A 13,870-nucleotide genomic window follows, 5' to 3' on the forward strand; every position below is an offset into this window, starting at 1 on the left:
GGTCCACGTGTCCGATCGTGCCGATGTTCACGTGGGGCTTGTTACGCTCGAACTTCTCCTTGGCCATGACACTCCTCTAAAAAATGGAGCCCTGAACCAGGATTGAACTGGTGACCTCATCCTTACCAAGGATGCGCTCTGCCAACTGAGCTATCAGGGCTTGGCGATGCTATGAACTACAACGTTTGGAGCGGGAAATGGGATTCGAACCCACGACATTCAGCTTGGAAGGCTGACGCTCTACCAACTGAGCTATTCCCGCAATGCCGAGTGGAGGGAGATGGATTCGAACCATCGAAGGCGTAGAGCCGGCAGATTTACAGTCTGCTCCCTTTGGCCGCTTGGGTATCCCTCCAGAATTTTGAACCACCGACTTCAACTGCCCCCCGCACTGCTCGTCCCGGGCCCTCATCCGCGGCCCCGTCCTGCTTGGCCGGCGGCGGGACTTGAACCCGCGACCTACTGATTACAAATCAGTTGCTCTACCGACTGAGCTACACCGGCACTCATCGGCTCCTGCCCTACCCTACCTGCACCGAAGCCGTCAACCACCCGACTCCGATGTGCGAGGCGCGCCCTTTTAGAAGTCCCCATCACCCAAGTCAAGGAGATTGATCCCGGGTTCAGACCGACTAACGGGAGGAGCTGCTCCCCCGCTGGCGGGCGACCTCGTATAGCAGAATGCCGGCCGAAACGGACGCATTGAGTGAACCGACCTGACCCGCCATGGGAATCCGCAGGCGGTGGTCGCAGTGCTTGAGCACACCCTCCCTCACCCCTCCCCCCTCGGCGCCCACGACGAGGGCCAGGGGCCCGTCCAGCCGGGCGCTCCACATGGGCTCGGTCGCGTCCACGTCGGCCGCGGCCACCCAGAGCCCCGCCTCCTTCAGTTGCTCCAGGGCGCGCGAGATGTTCACCACCCGGGCGATGAGGCAGTGCTCCACCGCTCCGGCGGACGCCTTGGCCACCGTCCCCGTCACCTGGACGGCCCGGTCCTTGGCGATGACCACCCCATGCGCCCCGAGCGCATGGGCCGACCGGATGATGGCCCCCAGGTTGTGCGGATCCTGGATGCCGTCGAGCACGACCACGAGCGCGGGCCGCTTGCTGGCCTGGGCCGCGTCGAGGAGGTCCTCGAGTTCCGCGTACTTGAAGCCCCGGAGCTCCAGCACCACGCCCTGGTGCACGCCGCCGTCGGCCATCACGGCCAGCCGCTCGCGCGACACCTTCTCGACGCGGACGCCCGCGTCCCGGGCGCGGCTGAGCAGCTCCCCCGCGGCCTTGGCCGCGAGCTGTCCCTCCACGATGAACAACCGCTCGACCTCATCCGGCCGGGCCCGCAGGGCCTCGAGGACCGGATTCACCCCATAGACGTGCCGCGCGGAGGAATCTCCCCCCTCGCGCTCGCCTCGACCACCTCGGGAGGAACGCTCACGCATGGGGACTAGAGGACCTCGACAGGGACGGAGAGGGTCTTCTGCTGACGCGCGCAGATCTTCTCCGTGCAGATGAAGAAGACGAGCTTGGCGTCCACCGAGCCCTTGCCCGCGGCGGCCGCGGTGAAGGGGACCTCGAAGCGGGGGTCGGCGAACTCCTGACCCGCGGCCTTCTTGGAGACCGAGTCCTCGCGGCCCAGCTTCTCCTTGGCCACGGTGAGCTGGGTGCCCTTCACGTCCAGCTTCAGCGGGGCCTCCTCGGAGACATGCGCGCCGGACTTCGTCTTCACCGAGACCACGAACACGCCCTTCTCTCCCGCCTTCACCTGGGAGGAGGAGCCGTCGGTGGACACGTCATAGAGGCTGGCGGGGTCCACCTCGTTCGCGGACGCCGGGACCGCCCAGACGCAGGCCACCAGCAGGGCGGCGACGGAGGTGACGCTTCGGATGTGCGACATGGCTGGGTCTCCTGGATGCGGGGGTTGCGTATCACGCCTCGACGTGAGGTGCCGGGATTCTGTTCACGCGCCCTCCGAGCCGCTCCGCGGCGCACGGCTCGCGCGCTTCTTGCGCGGTGATGGGACGAGGGCACTCGCGAGCGGGCTCGGTGGGAGCAGGTCCGGCATCGACACAGGCTCCGCGCCCGCGACCAGCTCCTCGGCCCGGATGATGATGGGGGTGGCCAGGTCCATGCCCGTCACCGCCTCCATCTCCGGCAGCGCGGGAGAGCTGTTCACCTCGAAGACCTTGGACTGGCCCTGGACGTCCAGGAGGTCCACGGCCGCGACCTCCAGGCCCACCAGCCGGGTGGCCTTCTCCGCCGTGGCCCGCTGCCCCGGGGACAGGTCCATCTCCTCCAGCCGCGCGCCCTTGATGAGCGTGTGGGCGAGCCGGCCCGGGCGAGGACGCCTGCGGACGGCCGCGATCGCCCTGCCGCCCACCACCAGCACGCGCACATCCTGGCTGGTGCTCTTCACGTACTCCTGCATCACCAGGTTGTGCCCCAGGCCCAGCACCGCCTCGAGCGCGGCCTCCAGGGACTGGAGGCTCTCGCACACCATCACCCCGTGCTTCTCCTGCCCCTGCAGCAGCTTCACCAGGACGGGGACACCGCCCACCAGGCCCACCATCTCCTTGAGCTGGGCGGCGTCGCGCGCCATCACCGTGGCCGGGATGTCGATGCCGTGCGCGGACAACAGCTGCAGCGAGCGCATCTTGCTGCGCGACTGGGCGATGGCCTGCGCGTGGTTCACCAATGGCACGCCATGCAGCGCGAACTGGTTCACCACCGCCAGGCCATAGGTGTTGATGGACTGGGCGATGCGCGGCAGTACCACGTCCGTGGGCGCCAGCTTCTTGCGGTCGTAATAGAGGGTGGCGCTTCCCCCTCCATCCAGGTGCATCTGCACCCGGAGAGGGTTGAGAACGCGGAGCTGATGCCCCCTCGCGCGCCCCGCCTCGACAAGACGTCGGGTGGACGGAATGGAAGCGGAGCGCGAGAGAAGGGTGACTTTCATGGGCAGGGGCGGCAACCGGGCCGGAGGCGGACGGGACCTATAATCCCCACCACCCCCGGGGTAAAGCCGCCCCCGGCCGCCTGCTCAGCGCTGTCGGATGGCGCGGATCTCGATCTTGATGGGATCTTCCGGCCGCGAGTTCTTGATGCGGTCGCACGTGGCGCCGTTGAACCTCACGCCCTCGTTCGTGAGGTTCCACGTCTCATCACCCGACTGGAGCCGCTCGTCCTCGACGTAGACGACGATAAGCTGGGGGTTGGACGGCAGCTGCGGGCCCTTCAGGGGAATCATGCAGGGCTCGGGATTGCGGACCTCCTTGCTGATGCGCTCAAGCGCGGCCGCGAGCTCCACTTGGTTGCCCGCCTGGTAGAAGGCCCGGCTGCACAGGCCCGTCGCCGCGATGCAGGTGTCATTAGGGCCGCACGCCGTCGGGTCATCCGCGCAGGAGCGGGCGAAGCCACCCGCCGCCGCCATGGCCTGCAGCACCGCGGTGCCCTCACCCGTCGCGGTCTCAGCGCCGAAGCCGATGACGATGGTCGTCACGCGCGCGGCCTTCAACTCCTGCACCGCCGTCACGGAGGCGTTCGTGTCCAGGCAGCCGCGCCGCTCGAAGGCGGTGCCCGCCGTGGAGCAGCCGGTGGCGGAGATGGTGCACTTGCACTGGGCCGGGTTCTCCGCACCGGAGTACTCATTGGCCTCATTGCAGTTGGGCAGACCATCCGTCAGCAGGATGACGAAGTTCTTGCGGTCCGGGTCCTTCAACGCCTCCAGGCTTCCGACGAACCGGAGGCTGCCACTGGTGGGCGTGCCGCCGATGGGCTGCCCCGTGCCGAAGTTGGGGATGCCCTGGAGGATGGCGTTGATGGAGTTGGCGTGCTCGAGCAGCGAGCCGTCGTCCTCGACGACGGGAAGGTCCTTGCGCACGGACGTCGCCGAGGCCTTGGTGCATGCCTCGACGCCCGAGTTGCCCGTGGCCTCCGGGTAGGTCGTCAGGCCGAAGCGCACGAACGGACCGCTGGTCGCGAGGAACTGGGGGACGGCGGCCTGGAGATCCGTCCAGCGCGTGGGGCACGTGTCCGTGGGGCACGCCAGCGACTGGCCGCACACCACCAGGTTGCCCTGGTTGTTGCGCACCATGCAGGAGGGCTCGCTCGGATTCACCGGCAGCGTCATGGAGCCGGAGACGTCCACCAACAGCATGATGTTGGGCTTGCTCGACAGGGCCGTGATGGTCTCCTCGACCGTCGTCTGCGCGATGGCGAGCGGCTCCACCGGCTCGAAGTCGTAGGACTGACAGCCCGTGACGACGCCTGCGAGGGCGCCCAGAGCAAGGGCGCTCAGGCTCAGGAGGTTCAACTTGGCGCGCATAGGTGATGAATTCCTTCTGCTTCTATGGGGGGACGCGGAGCTCCGCGCGGCCGGGCTCTTCAGGGGACGGCTTGGGCGCAAGAGTAACGCGTGACTCCCCCTGGAGGCTACAGCCTCAAGAGGAGGGGTCCGAGGGTTCGGATGAGACTGCGAGGTTACAGCAGGAGCCGACGCGCCTCGTCGACAGGCGCACACCCGGAGCGGAGCAGACGACATTGTCGCCTGCCTGGCGCGCCTCGGGGTGGAGTGGCTAGAGCGACAGCGTGCGGGCGCCCTGCGTGAGGCGCCAGAGGGAGGCGAGCCCCATCACCTCGTCCAGGGCGCCACTCAGTGCCTCCGGCGGGTAGCCACACAGGCGCACCGTGGTGTCGCAGGCGATCAACCTCGCCCCCAGCGCCCTTGCCTCCTCCAGCATCTTCGCGGGGGCCAGCACGCCCAGCCTCTCACCTCGCGCGTGCTCCTCCCGCTCGCGCTCGCCGTCGGGGTGACCGAAGGTTCCGTCCACCCAGGCACGGAGGGCATCGAAGGCGAGGACGAAGTAGACCTCGTCCCCCATGGCCACCGCGGTGATGCCCATGGAGGCGGCCTGGAACGCCGGCTCATACGTGGCGTGCTGCAGAAAGAAGAAGACCCGTCCAGCCATCGACGAAGCACCTTACCGGGGTTCGAGTCCGGGCGGGCAAAAGGCGTATAACCCTGGACCTCCCCCCTCCCCTCGCCGAGGCGCCCCATGTCGACCCCGACCTCGCCGCCCCCCTCCACCTTCGCTCCTCGCGCCACGCGGGGACGACGATGGCGCGCCCTCGTGCTCGGCGCCGGACTGCTGGCCACCTCCGCTGGCTCCGCGCTGGCCTACTCCCGGGGCGCTGGCGAGCCTCCTCCCACGGCCACTCCTCCTCGCGACCTGCGCGCGCAGGTGGAGTCCCTGCTCGATGCATCCCAGGGCACACCGCGCGACGAGCAACTCCGACGGCTCGGGCCTCAGGCCGTGCCTGTCCTCAGCTCGCTGGTGATGGATGGCTCCGCGCCCTCGACGCGACGGGCCCGGGCCGTGGCCTCGCTGGCATTGGTGGACCCGACGCAGAGCGCGCACTCCATCCAGGAGGTGCTGGAGGACGCACGCGCTCCCGCGGACGTTCGCGCGAGCGCCGCGGGAGCCCTGGCGCGCTGCCTGGGAATCGACGCCATTCCTTCGCTCTCCGCCCGCCTCACGGACCAGCAGGAGCCCGTGCGGGAGGCCGTCGCCCTGGCGCTCGGACGGCTCGGCGGACAGCAGGTCCGACAGGCACTCGAGGAACGACTCCCCTTGGAGGAACGTCCCCTCGTGCGAGAGGCGCTCCAGCGCGGCCTCAGCCTCGCGGAGCCGTGACTCGGCGCTCGCCTCGGCCCGAGCCTTCCGTTAGATGGGGTCCATGCGTCCCACGGTCCTCCTGTTCGATATCGACGGCACCCTCATCACCACTGGCGGCGCGGGCCGCCGCGCCATGGACCGTGCCTTCGAGCAGCTCCACGGCCGCCGTGATGCGTGCGACTCGTTCCCCATGTCCGGCATGACCGACCGGGGCATCGTCCGGAAGGCCCTGCGCGTCATCGGCGTCGAGGACACCGAAGCGGCCATCGACGCGGGCATCGCCGCCTACCTCACGCACCTGGCGGACGAGGTGCGGAAGGTCGACGCGCAGCGCTACCTCGTCTACCCCGGCATGCGCGAGGCCGTGCAGGCGGCGCGTGGCCTCGAGGGCTTCGCGGTGGGACTGGGGACCGGCAACGTGCGCGAGGGCGCTCGCGTGAAGCTGGAGCGCGTCGGCATCCATGACCAGTTCGCCTTCGGTGGCTTCGGCTGCGACCACGAGGACCGCGTGGAGCTCATCCGCCGGGGCGCGGAGGCGGGCGCGGCGCTGCTCGGGGTGCCTCGCGAGGAGTGCCGGGTGGTCATCATCGGCGACACGCCCAAGGACGTCGACGCGGCCCTGGGCATCGGCGCCGAGTGCATCGGCGTGGGGACCGGGACCTTCACCGCCGAGGCCCTGTTGAAGGCCGGCGCTCACGCGGCCTTCGCCGACTTCTCGCACCGCGACGCCCTTCCGACCTTGCTCGGCCGAAGCTGAGGCCCCCGCCCGCGCTCGGAGCCGAGCCCGGGCTGTGGTATCTCCCGCCGCCCTTCCGAGGAGCCCGCCGCATGTCATCCACGCTCGAGTCCTATGAGCTCATCCGCTTCGCCGAGGCCTTCGAGGCACGGCTCGCCACCGCGGGGGAGATGCTCGCTGGCCGCCCCGGCCTCGATGCCGAGAAGAGCTGGCTGGCCACCGCCCTGGAGCTGGTGCGCACCACCCGCGCTCCCGCGGCTGGGGTCGTCGACCGGGTGAAGGACCTGCCCGAGCTCGATGAGGCCCGCGAGGAGTTCGCCTTCCACCAGCAAGGCCTGTGGGTCGATGCGCTGGAGAAGCTGCACGCGGGCATCACCTTCACCGCGAGCAGCCGCGCGCCCGTCATCGAGGCGCTCTTCCCCCACCTCAAGTTCGCGCAGCTCCGCCGCGCCCCCCGGGACACCATCTTCGAGTACGCGACCTCCTACGACCGTCGCACCCGCAGCGCCTACGTCACGCGCATCTTCGCTCGCGACGACTTCGCGCTCGTCCGGCCCGTGATGGAGCAGGTGGCCACGGCGCACGCCGCCTGGCGCTCCAGTCATGAGCCCGCGCCGCTGTCCCCGGAACAGGAGGCGGTGCTGCGAGAGGAACTGGTCAACCTCGGCCGCAAGCTGGAAGTGGCGCTGCGCCAGGCGCGTCTTCTCTCCGAGGCCGCGCTCGTTCCCGTGCCCAGCGTCCATGAGGCCGCGGCGCTCGGACTCAAGCCCAAGCGCCGCGCGGGACGCGGTCTTGCTCCGTCCGACGAGGGGCTCGGCGCGCTCGACCTCGAGCCCTCGGACTCCATGGAGCCCACCGAGGCGGAGCTCGCCGAGGTCGCCGCGCTCGACTCTCCTCTCGAGGAGGGTGACGCGCCGCCCGCAGCTCCGCTCGAGACATCCGGGGTGGAGCAGCCGGCTCTCGATGAGCCCACCGAGGCGATGGAGGGAGACTCCGCGGACCGCGCCACCTCGTACGATGCGGACTCCGCCACTGTTGACAACGACGTGGCAGATACAACCGAGAATACCGATGGGGGCTCCGAGGAACACGTGAACGGGCGCGCCACGGCCGCCGTCATGACGGCCCCTGTCGCGACAAGCGCGCATGCAACGGCGGAGGAGCCCCGCGCGAAGGCGGGTCGCGGACCCCGACGTCCTTCGGGTGCGGCCGAAACCGGCGCGGCCACCACCCGCGCTGCGTCGACGCCGGGTGTCCATCTGGGTGTGGCCGACGCGGGGGCAGATGCGCCTCCCGTCGCTTCGGCGGAGGACGCTCGGCATGGCGCGTCCACCCTCTCGGGCTCCAATGAGGACCCGGCCTCTGTTTCGATAGGTTCCGAGGAAGCGGCTTCAAGCCCGAGCGATGGAGCGGCTTCTTCCGAAGGGCCTCGCGGCTCAACGGGACGTGGACGGAGGCGTGAGGGCGGAACGAACCTGACGGCGAATGACAGCGCGGGTTCGGACGACGCAGGCACCTCGACCCCACGCGGCCGGCGAGGCACAGGCGCATCCCCGGGCGCCCCATCCGGTTCCGGAGAGGATACGGGTGGCACTCCTCGTGGCCGGAAGCGTGAGTCGAGCGACGACACCGAGGCCCCCCAGCAGCACCGCACTCGCGGTGCCCGAGACTCCGAGGCGGCTCGGGCGCAGGCCCCTTCCGTGCGGAAGAAGCGAAACGCGACGTCACCTTCCGGCGGGGCGGGCAGCGAGACACCGTGAGCGAGCCTCCGCGCGCGTTGAGCGGAGACCGGACATGACGGATGCCGACCGCCCCTTCCAGCGGGCTTCTCCACATTGGCGAGGCCCGTTCACCCATGCGAGCCCAAGGCGTGCGCGAGAGCACTCCGGCCAGGATGGATGCCGCCCTTCCCCACTGCGTGCCGCACGCGCCATCGTGCGACGCCCCGTGAGCGAGCCCCGGCTCGCGCCTGAATGGATGCCGCCCTTCCCCACTGCGTGCCGCACGCGCCATTGTGCGACGCCCCGTGAGCGAGCCCCGGCTCGCCCCTGAGAGGACACCCGCCATGGCGGATGCCACCCTTCCCATCGACCCGCTCCTCCCGGAGATCGTCTCCACGCTGCGCGGCGCTCGCTCGCTCGTGCTCGAAGCACCTCCCGGCGCGGGCAAGACGACCCGAGTCCCCCGCGCCCTGCTCGAAGCCGGTCTCGGCGCGGGCAAGGAGATCGTCGTCCTCCAGCCGCGCCGACTGCCCACCCGGCTCGCCGCCCAGCGTGTCTCCGAGGAGCTCGGCGAGCGCGTGGGAGAAACTGTCGGCTACCAGGTCCGCTTCGAGGATGTCCGCAGCGCGAAGACGCGCATGTCCTTCGTCACCGAGGGCGTCCTCGGCCGACGCCTCCTCTCCGACCCCACCCTCCGCGACGTCGGCATCGTCGTGCTCGATGAGTTCCACGAGCGCCACCTGTCCGCCGACATCTCCCTCGCGATGCTCCGTCGACTCCAGGAGACGCGTCGCCCGGACCTCAAGCTCGTCGTCATGTCCGCGACCCTGGAGGCCGAACCCGTCCGGGCGTACCTCGGAGGTTGTCCCTCTCTTCGCTCCCAGGGACGCCGCTTCGACGTGAGCGTCGAATACCTCCCGACTCCCGATGACCGGCACCTGGACCAGCAGGTCCTCTCCGGCATCAAGCGCCTGTTCACCCAGGGCGTCGACGGCGATGTGCTCGTCTTCCTCCCCGGCGCCGGAGAGATCCGCCGCACCCGCGACGCCTGCGCCGAGTTCGCCGAACGCCACGACACCGACGTCCTCCCCCTCCACGGCGACCTGTCCCCCGCGGAGCAGGACCGCGCCGTGCGCAGGAGCTCGCGCCGGAAGATCATCCTCTCCACCAACGTGGCCGAGACCTCCGTCACCATCGACGGCGTCGCCGTGGTCATCGACACGGGCCTCGCGCGCGTGGCCAGCCACTCGCCCTGGTCAGGACTCCCCACGCTCAAGCTGTCCAAGGTCAGCCGCGCCTCCGCCGTCCAGCGCGCAGGCCGCGCCGGCCGCACCCGCGCCGGGCACTGCCTTCGCCTCTACACCCAGCACGACTTCGACGGTCGCCCGGAACAGGACGCGCCCGAGATCCGCCGCATGGACCTGGCGGAGACCATCCTGTCCCTTCGCGCCTCCGGCGTGACCGACCTGACCGCCTTCCCCTTCTTCGAGCCACCTCCCACCGCCTCGCTCGACGCGGCGGAGACGCTGCTGCGTCGCCTCGGCGCGGTGGATGCCAAGGGGGCCGTCACCGACGTGGGCCAGCGCCTCCTGCGCTTCCCTGTCCACCCGCGCCAGGCTCGCATCATCGTCGAAGGCGAGCGACGCGGTGTCGGCGCCGACGCGGCCACCCTCGCGGCCCTCATGGGCGAGCGCGACATCCGCCGCGAGGCTCGCGCCAACCTCGGGGGTGGCCAGCGCGCCGCCGCCGTCGTCAGTGGTCCCTCGGATCTGCTCGAGCTCCTCGAACGCTTCCGCGAAGCCGAGCGCTCCAACTTCTCCTCCGGACGCCTCCACTCCCTCTCGCTCGAACAGGGCGCGGTGCAGTCCGTGGACCGCGTGCAGAAGCAGCTCCGCCGCGCCGTGCGAAGCCAGGGCGAGCGCCCGCACCGACCCGAGGACGTGGAACAGGCCCTCATGCTCAGCGTCCTCGCGGGCTACCCGGACCGCGTCGCGCGACGTCGTCGACCCCGCGCGCCCGAGCTGCTGCTCTTCGGCGGCGGCACCGCGTCCCTCTCCGAGCTGAGCGTCGTCCAGGACGCGGACCTGATGGTCGCCGCGGACGCGGAGGAGCGCCCCGGCCGCGGCGCCGTGGTGCGACTGGCCAGCGCCGTGGAGCCCGAGTGGCTGCTGGACCTCTACCCGGAGACGCTCGAGGAGGTGGACACCCTCCAGTGGAACGCCGAGGCGCGCCGCGTGGAGCGCCTCACCCGCCTGTCCTACGGCAACCTCGTCCTCGAGGAGACCCGAACGCCCGCGCCCGCCTCCGAGGCCACCGCGCGCGTCCTCGTCGAAGCCGCGCTCGCCGCCGGCCCCGGCCGCTTCGCGGAGCCCGAGGCGCTGGAGCAATGGCGCACCCGCGTGGCCCTGCTCGCCCAGGCCTTCCCCGAGGCGAAGTTCCCCACCGTCGACGACACCTTCCTGCGCGATGCGCTCGCGTCCCTGTGCTCGGACGCGCGCAGCTTCAAGGACCTGGAGGGCGTCTCGCTGCTCGACGCGCTCTACGCGCGCCTCACCTCGGAACAGCAGCGACTGCTCGCCACACACGCTCCCGAGCGCGTCACCCTCCCGGGCGGCCGGGGCGTCAAGGTGAACTACGAGCCGGGCAAGCCGCCCTGGGTGGAGTCACGGCTCCAGGACTTCTTCGGGATGGCGCAGGGGCCCAGCGTGTGCGCGGGCCGCGTGCCGCTGGTGCTCCACCTGCTCGCGCCCAACATGCGCGCCGTGCAGGTGACGACCGACCTGGCGGGTTTCTGGGAGCGACACTACCCGGCGCTGCGCAAGGAGCTGGGGCGCAAGTACCCGCGCCACTCCTGGCCGGAGGACCCCAGGCACGCACAGCCTCCCGCGCCCCGTCCTCCGCGCCGCTGAAACCACGGCCACCTAGAAGCGCTTGCGCATCTCCAGGTGGTCGATGCCGCCCTCGAGGAACACGGTGCCCACCTCGGTGTAGCCGTGCTTCTTGTAGAACTCGAGCGCGTAGAGCTGCGCGTGCAGCATGATGCCCTTGACCCCGCGGCGGACCGCTTCCGCCTCCAGGGTCGTCAAAAGCAGCGAGCCCACGCGGGCCTTGCGATGCGCCTGCAGCACCGCCATGCGCCCCACCTGCCCCCAGGGGCCCTGCTCGCCCTCGGGCGCTTGAGGCAACATCACCAGCCGCCCCGTGCCGATGGCGTGGCCTCCCTGGTGGGCGATGATGTGGTACGCGTTCGCGTCCTCGGCGTCACGCTCGATGCCCTCGGGGACGTGCTGCTCCTCGATGAACACCACCTCGCGGATGGCGAGCGCCTGCATGAGCTCCGCCTCGTCCCGGATCTGGGCGACGGTGACGGGCGCGGAAATGTCCGTGGAACTGGCCATGTCGAGGGCAAGGTACACAAAAGGCAGCGAGGTCAACAGGCGGAAAAGCACCCGGACATGTCAAGGTCCCAACCGTCCATGAGCCCCCGCCCCGTCGCCAGCCGCCTGCCGCTGGCGGGCTTCTACTTCCTCTACTTCGCCGCGGTGGGCATCGTCCTCCCGTTCCTGCCCGCCTGGTTCAAGTCGCTGTCGCTGTCCGCGACGCAGGTGGGGCTGCTCCTGTGCCTCAGCCCCTTGGCCTCCCTGCTCGTTCCGCCGATGTGGGGCCACCTCGCCGACCGCACCGGCCGTGCGTCCCGGGTCCTCACCGTGCTGGCGCTCGGCGCGGCGCTCGCCTTCGCGCTCGTGGGCCGCGCGCGGACCTTCGACACGCTCGTGCCGGCCATGGCGCTGTACGCGTGCTTCGTCTGCGCCTTCACGCCCCTCATGGACAGCCTCACCCTGCACCATGTCGCGCGCACCGGGGACAGCTTCGCGCACGTGCGGCTCTTCGGCTCCGTGGGGTTCATCACCTCGACGGTGCTCTTCGGCTGGCTCGTCACGGGCGTGAACGAGTGGGTGGTCCTGGTCCCGCTCGCGCTGCTGTCCGCGCTCGTGCCCTGGAGCTTCACCCTGCGGGACACCGCCGCGCCCAGCCGGGGCCTGAGCCCGCTGGCGGGCCTGGCGCTCCTGAGACACCCGGACCTGCGCTGGCTGCTCGCCGCCACCAGCCTGCATTGGATGGCGTGCGCGCCCTTCCACGGGACCTTCTCCATCCACGTCATGTCGCTGGGCCTGTCGCCCGCGGTGGTCGGCACGGTGGCCGGCATCGGCGTCATCGCGGAGGTGGCGGTGATGGCGTTCTACTCGCGCGTGGCCAAGGACACCGCGCCGCGCGTCGTGCTGGCCGTGGCCTTCGTCGCGAGCGCGGTGCGCTGGGGCGGCATGGCCCTGGTGTCGTCCCCCGAGGGCATGGTGCTGATAGCGCCCTTGCACGGGATGACCTTCGGCGCGTTCTACGTGGCCAGCGTGGCGTTCCTGTCGCGACGCGTGCCCCCGGAGCTGCGCGCGTCCGGGCAGGCGCTGTTCGCGGCGTTCACCTTCGGACTCGGCGGACTGGTGGGCTACCTGTCGTCGGGAGTGGGCTACGACTGGCTCGGCGGCCATCGGCTCTTCGCGGTGGCAGGCGTGGTGGAGCTGGTCGCCGCGGGCCTGGTCCTGCGGGCGTCCGCCGTGCCCGCCCCACTCTCCACGACGAGCCCGGGATGATAGGCTGCCGGGTGATGCGTACCGCCCGACTGCTCGTCCTCGCCCTGGGGCTGCTGGCCAGCCCCGCACTCGCCCAGCCCGAGTTCTTCTTCGGCACCGGAGAGGCTCCCGTCTTCCGCGAGGAGGCCATCGACAAACGCTTCCTGCGCACGCGCCTGTTCCAGGCCCTGGACCAGGGCACCGCCGACGCCAACTGCGCGCAGGTGGTGGGCGCGTACCTGACGCTGCTCGGCGAGGTGGGCACGCAGTTCCACAAGCGCGACGAGAACTTCATGCTGGATCCGGCGCTCGTGCAGGCGCTGAACACCCAGCTGGTGACGGACCGCTTCCCGGGCAACAGCTACTTCGTCACCATGGTGCGACGGGTGCTCATCGACAAGCAGCTGCGCCCCGACTGGTTGAAGACGGCCGAGTCGCTCGTCCCCTACTACCCGGCCATCGACATGGCACGGCTGCGCTTCCTCGCCGACGGCACGAAGCCGGTGGACAGCTTCCTGCTCACGCTGCCGGTGCTGCGAGAGCGGTACAAGGAGGAGGTCCAGCGGGTGAACTCGGTGGCCGTCTCCACCGCCGAGGCCCTGTTCCGCGACAACTACCTGGACCACGAGCTGGCGTTCAGCGGCCTGGAGCTGGTGGACGTGAAGCTGGAGAAGCCCAAGAAGAAGAAGCTCAAGAAGGGCGAGGAGCCGGAGCCGGAGCGCATGGTGGCCCGCCTCATCTGGACGGAGCCCGAGCCCGCGCCGACGGCGACCTACGAGTTCCAGTTCGGCAAGCCGCGCAAGCGCGAGCGCGTGGAGGTCGTCGCCATCCTCCAGGACAAGCAGTACGTGGACCTCAACAAGCTGCTCAAGGGCAACACCGTCCTCGTGAGGGGTCGCTTCTGGGAGTACAAGAAGGGCCTGTCGTCCATCGAGCTGCGCGACGCGCTCCTCTTCCAGGAGCGGGACTGGGCGCGCATCGGCGGGCTCGTGGAGCCCATGGCGCTGGCCTCCTGTCCCCTGGCCGTCAACGACCTGACCGGCATCGCACCGGTGCAGCCCGGAGCGTTCGGCTCGAAGCCGCGCTGAAGGCCCATCCCACGCCAGAGCCTGGACC

At 70.3% G+C, this 13,870-nt stretch carries 12 protein-coding genes and 4 tRNA genes; 6 read left to right on the forward strand and 10 right to left on the reverse strand.

Annotated features, from left to right (window positions below):
• Nucleotides 1-84 precede the first annotated feature (84 nt).
• The 9 genes from K8625_RS29915 to K8625_RS29955 all read right to left on the reverse strand — a co-directional run bounded on the left by K8625_RS29915 (nt 85) and on the right by K8625_RS29955 (nt 4,964).
• Nucleotides 85-160: transfer RNA gene (locus K8625_RS29915), tRNA-Thr, on the reverse strand.
• Nucleotides 161-186: 26 nt separating this feature from the next.
• Nucleotides 187-262 (reverse strand) — tRNA-Gly (locus tag K8625_RS29920).
• A gap of 9 nt (nt 263-271) precedes the next feature.
• Nucleotides 272-355: transfer RNA gene (locus tag K8625_RS29925), tRNA-Tyr, on the reverse strand.
• 76 nt (nt 356-431) lie between these two features.
• Nucleotides 432-504 (reverse strand) — tRNA-Thr (locus tag K8625_RS29930).
• A gap of 128 nt (nt 505-632) precedes the next feature.
• The gene (gene rlmB, locus K8625_RS29935) at nt 633-1,439 is read right to left on the reverse strand and encodes a 23S rRNA (guanosine(2251)-2'-O)-methyltransferase RlmB (protein ID WP_223751716.1); all 807 of its coding nucleotides are present in this window, start codon (nt 1,437-1,439) and stop codon (nt 633-635) included.
• A gap of 5 nt (nt 1,440-1,444) precedes the next feature.
• Entirely contained in the window at nt 1,445-1,894 is a 450-nt protein-coding gene (locus K8625_RS29940) for a hypothetical protein (RefSeq protein ID WP_223751717.1), read from the reverse strand.
• A gap of 63 nt (nt 1,895-1,957) precedes the next feature.
• Entirely contained in the window at nt 1,958-2,953 is a 996-nt protein-coding gene (locus tag K8625_RS29945; RefSeq protein WP_223751718.1) for a RimK family alpha-L-glutamate ligase, read from the reverse strand.
• Nucleotides 2,954-3,037: 84 nt separating this feature from the next.
• Nucleotides 3,038-4,321, reverse strand: coding sequence for an adventurous gliding motility lipoprotein CglB (cglB, locus tag K8625_RS29950; protein WP_223784641.1), 1,284 nt, complete (start codon nt 4,319-4,321; stop codon nt 3,038-3,040).
• A gap of 250 nt (nt 4,322-4,571) precedes the next feature.
• The gene (locus K8625_RS29955) at nt 4,572-4,964 is read right to left on the reverse strand and encodes a hypothetical protein (RefSeq protein ID WP_223784642.1); all 393 of its coding nucleotides are present in this window, start codon (nt 4,962-4,964) and stop codon (nt 4,572-4,574) included.
• 87 nt (nt 4,965-5,051) lie between these two features.
• On the opposite strand from K8625_RS29955, the gene K8625_RS29960 reads away from it, so the two are divergent.
• The 4 genes from K8625_RS29960 to hrpB all read left to right on the forward strand — a co-directional run bounded on the left by K8625_RS29960 (nt 5,052) and on the right by hrpB (nt 11,038).
• The gene (locus tag K8625_RS29960; RefSeq protein WP_223751721.1) at nt 5,052-5,690 is read left to right on the forward strand and encodes a HEAT repeat domain-containing protein; all 639 of its coding nucleotides are present in this window, start codon (nt 5,052-5,054) and stop codon (nt 5,688-5,690) included.
• Between the two features lie 34 nt (nt 5,691-5,724).
• Nucleotides 5,725-6,429 (forward strand): HAD family hydrolase, encoded by a 705-nt coding sequence (locus K8625_RS29965; protein WP_223784643.1) that lies wholly within the window; start codon nt 5,725-5,727, stop codon nt 6,427-6,429.
• Between the two features lie 71 nt (nt 6,430-6,500).
• Entirely contained in the window at nt 6,501-8,168 is a 1,668-nt protein-coding gene (locus tag K8625_RS29970; protein WP_223784644.1) for a hypothetical protein, read from the forward strand.
• A 305-nt stretch (nt 8,169-8,473) separates the two neighbouring features.
• On the forward strand, nt 8,474-11,038 hold the full coding sequence (gene hrpB, locus K8625_RS29975; protein ID WP_223784645.1) for an ATP-dependent helicase HrpB: 2,565 nt from the start codon (nt 8,474-8,476) through the stop codon (nt 11,036-11,038).
• A 12-nt stretch (nt 11,039-11,050) separates the two neighbouring features.
• Here the strand turns inward: hrpB and K8625_RS29980 are convergent, their stop codons facing one another.
• A complete protein-coding gene (locus K8625_RS29980; RefSeq protein ID WP_141332227.1) occupies nt 11,051-11,527 on the reverse strand; it encodes a GNAT family N-acetyltransferase in 477 nt (158 codons plus the stop codon).
• Between the two features lie 78 nt (nt 11,528-11,605).
• Here K8625_RS29980 and K8625_RS29985 point away from each other — a divergent pair, with 78 nt between their 5' ends.
• Together K8625_RS29985 and K8625_RS29990 are read left to right on the forward strand one after the other, a co-directional pair.
• Nucleotides 11,606-12,775 carry an MFS transporter gene (locus tag K8625_RS29985; protein WP_223751725.1) on the forward strand — a complete coding sequence of 390 codons (1,170 nt, stop codon included), beginning with the start codon at nt 11,606-11,608 and terminating at the stop codon, nt 12,773-12,775.
• A gap of 14 nt (nt 12,776-12,789) precedes the next feature.
• Nucleotides 12,790-13,842 carry a hypothetical protein gene (locus tag K8625_RS29990; RefSeq protein ID WP_141332229.1) on the forward strand — a complete coding sequence of 351 codons (1,053 nt, stop codon included), beginning with the start codon at nt 12,790-12,792 and terminating at the stop codon, nt 13,840-13,842.
• The last annotated feature ends 28 nt before the right edge of the window (nt 13,843-13,870 follow it).

Origin of the sequence: Myxococcus sp. AS-1-15 (assembly GCF_020037055.1) — a bacterium.
In the GTDB taxonomy this organism is placed as follows: Bacteria; Myxococcota; Myxococcia; order Myxococcales; family Myxococcaceae; genus Myxococcus; species Myxococcus fulvus.

Coding starts and splice junctions, on each gene's coding strand:
- K8625_RS29955 (WP_223784642.1), bottom strand. CDS start 4,964: ATGGCTGGACGGGTCTTCTTCTTTCTGCAGCACGCCACGTATGAGCCG.
- hrpB (WP_223784645.1), top strand. CDS start 8,474: ATGGCGGATGCCACCCTTCCCATCGACCCGCTCCTCCCGGAGATCGTC.
- K8625_RS29945 (WP_223751718.1), bottom strand. CDS start 2,953: ATGAAAGTCACCCTTCTCTCGCGCTCCGCTTCCATTCCGTCCACCCGA.
- K8625_RS29970 (WP_223784644.1), top strand. CDS start 6,501: ATGTCATCCACGCTCGAGTCCTATGAGCTCATCCGCTTCGCCGAGGCC.
- K8625_RS29965 (WP_223784643.1), top strand. CDS start 5,725: ATGGGGTCCATGCGTCCCACGGTCCTCCTGTTCGATATCGACGGCACC.
- K8625_RS29980 (WP_141332227.1), bottom strand. CDS start 11,527: ATGGCCAGTTCCACGGACATTTCCGCGCCCGTCACCGTCGCCCAGATC.
- K8625_RS29940 (WP_223751717.1), bottom strand. CDS start 1,894: ATGTCGCACATCCGAAGCGTCACCTCCGTCGCCGCCCTGCTGGTGGCC.
- cglB (WP_223784641.1), bottom strand. CDS start 4,321: ATGCGCGCCAAGTTGAACCTCCTGAGCCTGAGCGCCCTTGCTCTGGGC.
- K8625_RS29990 (WP_141332229.1), top strand. CDS start 12,790: ATGCGTACCGCCCGACTGCTCGTCCTCGCCCTGGGGCTGCTGGCCAGC.
- K8625_RS29985 (WP_223751725.1), top strand. CDS start 11,606: ATGAGCCCCCGCCCCGTCGCCAGCCGCCTGCCGCTGGCGGGCTTCTAC.
- K8625_RS29960 (WP_223751721.1), top strand. CDS start 5,052: ATGTCGACCCCGACCTCGCCGCCCCCCTCCACCTTCGCTCCTCGCGCC.
- rlmB (WP_223751716.1), bottom strand. CDS start 1,439: ATGCGTGAGCGTTCCTCCCGAGGTGGTCGAGGCGAGCGCGAGGGGGGA.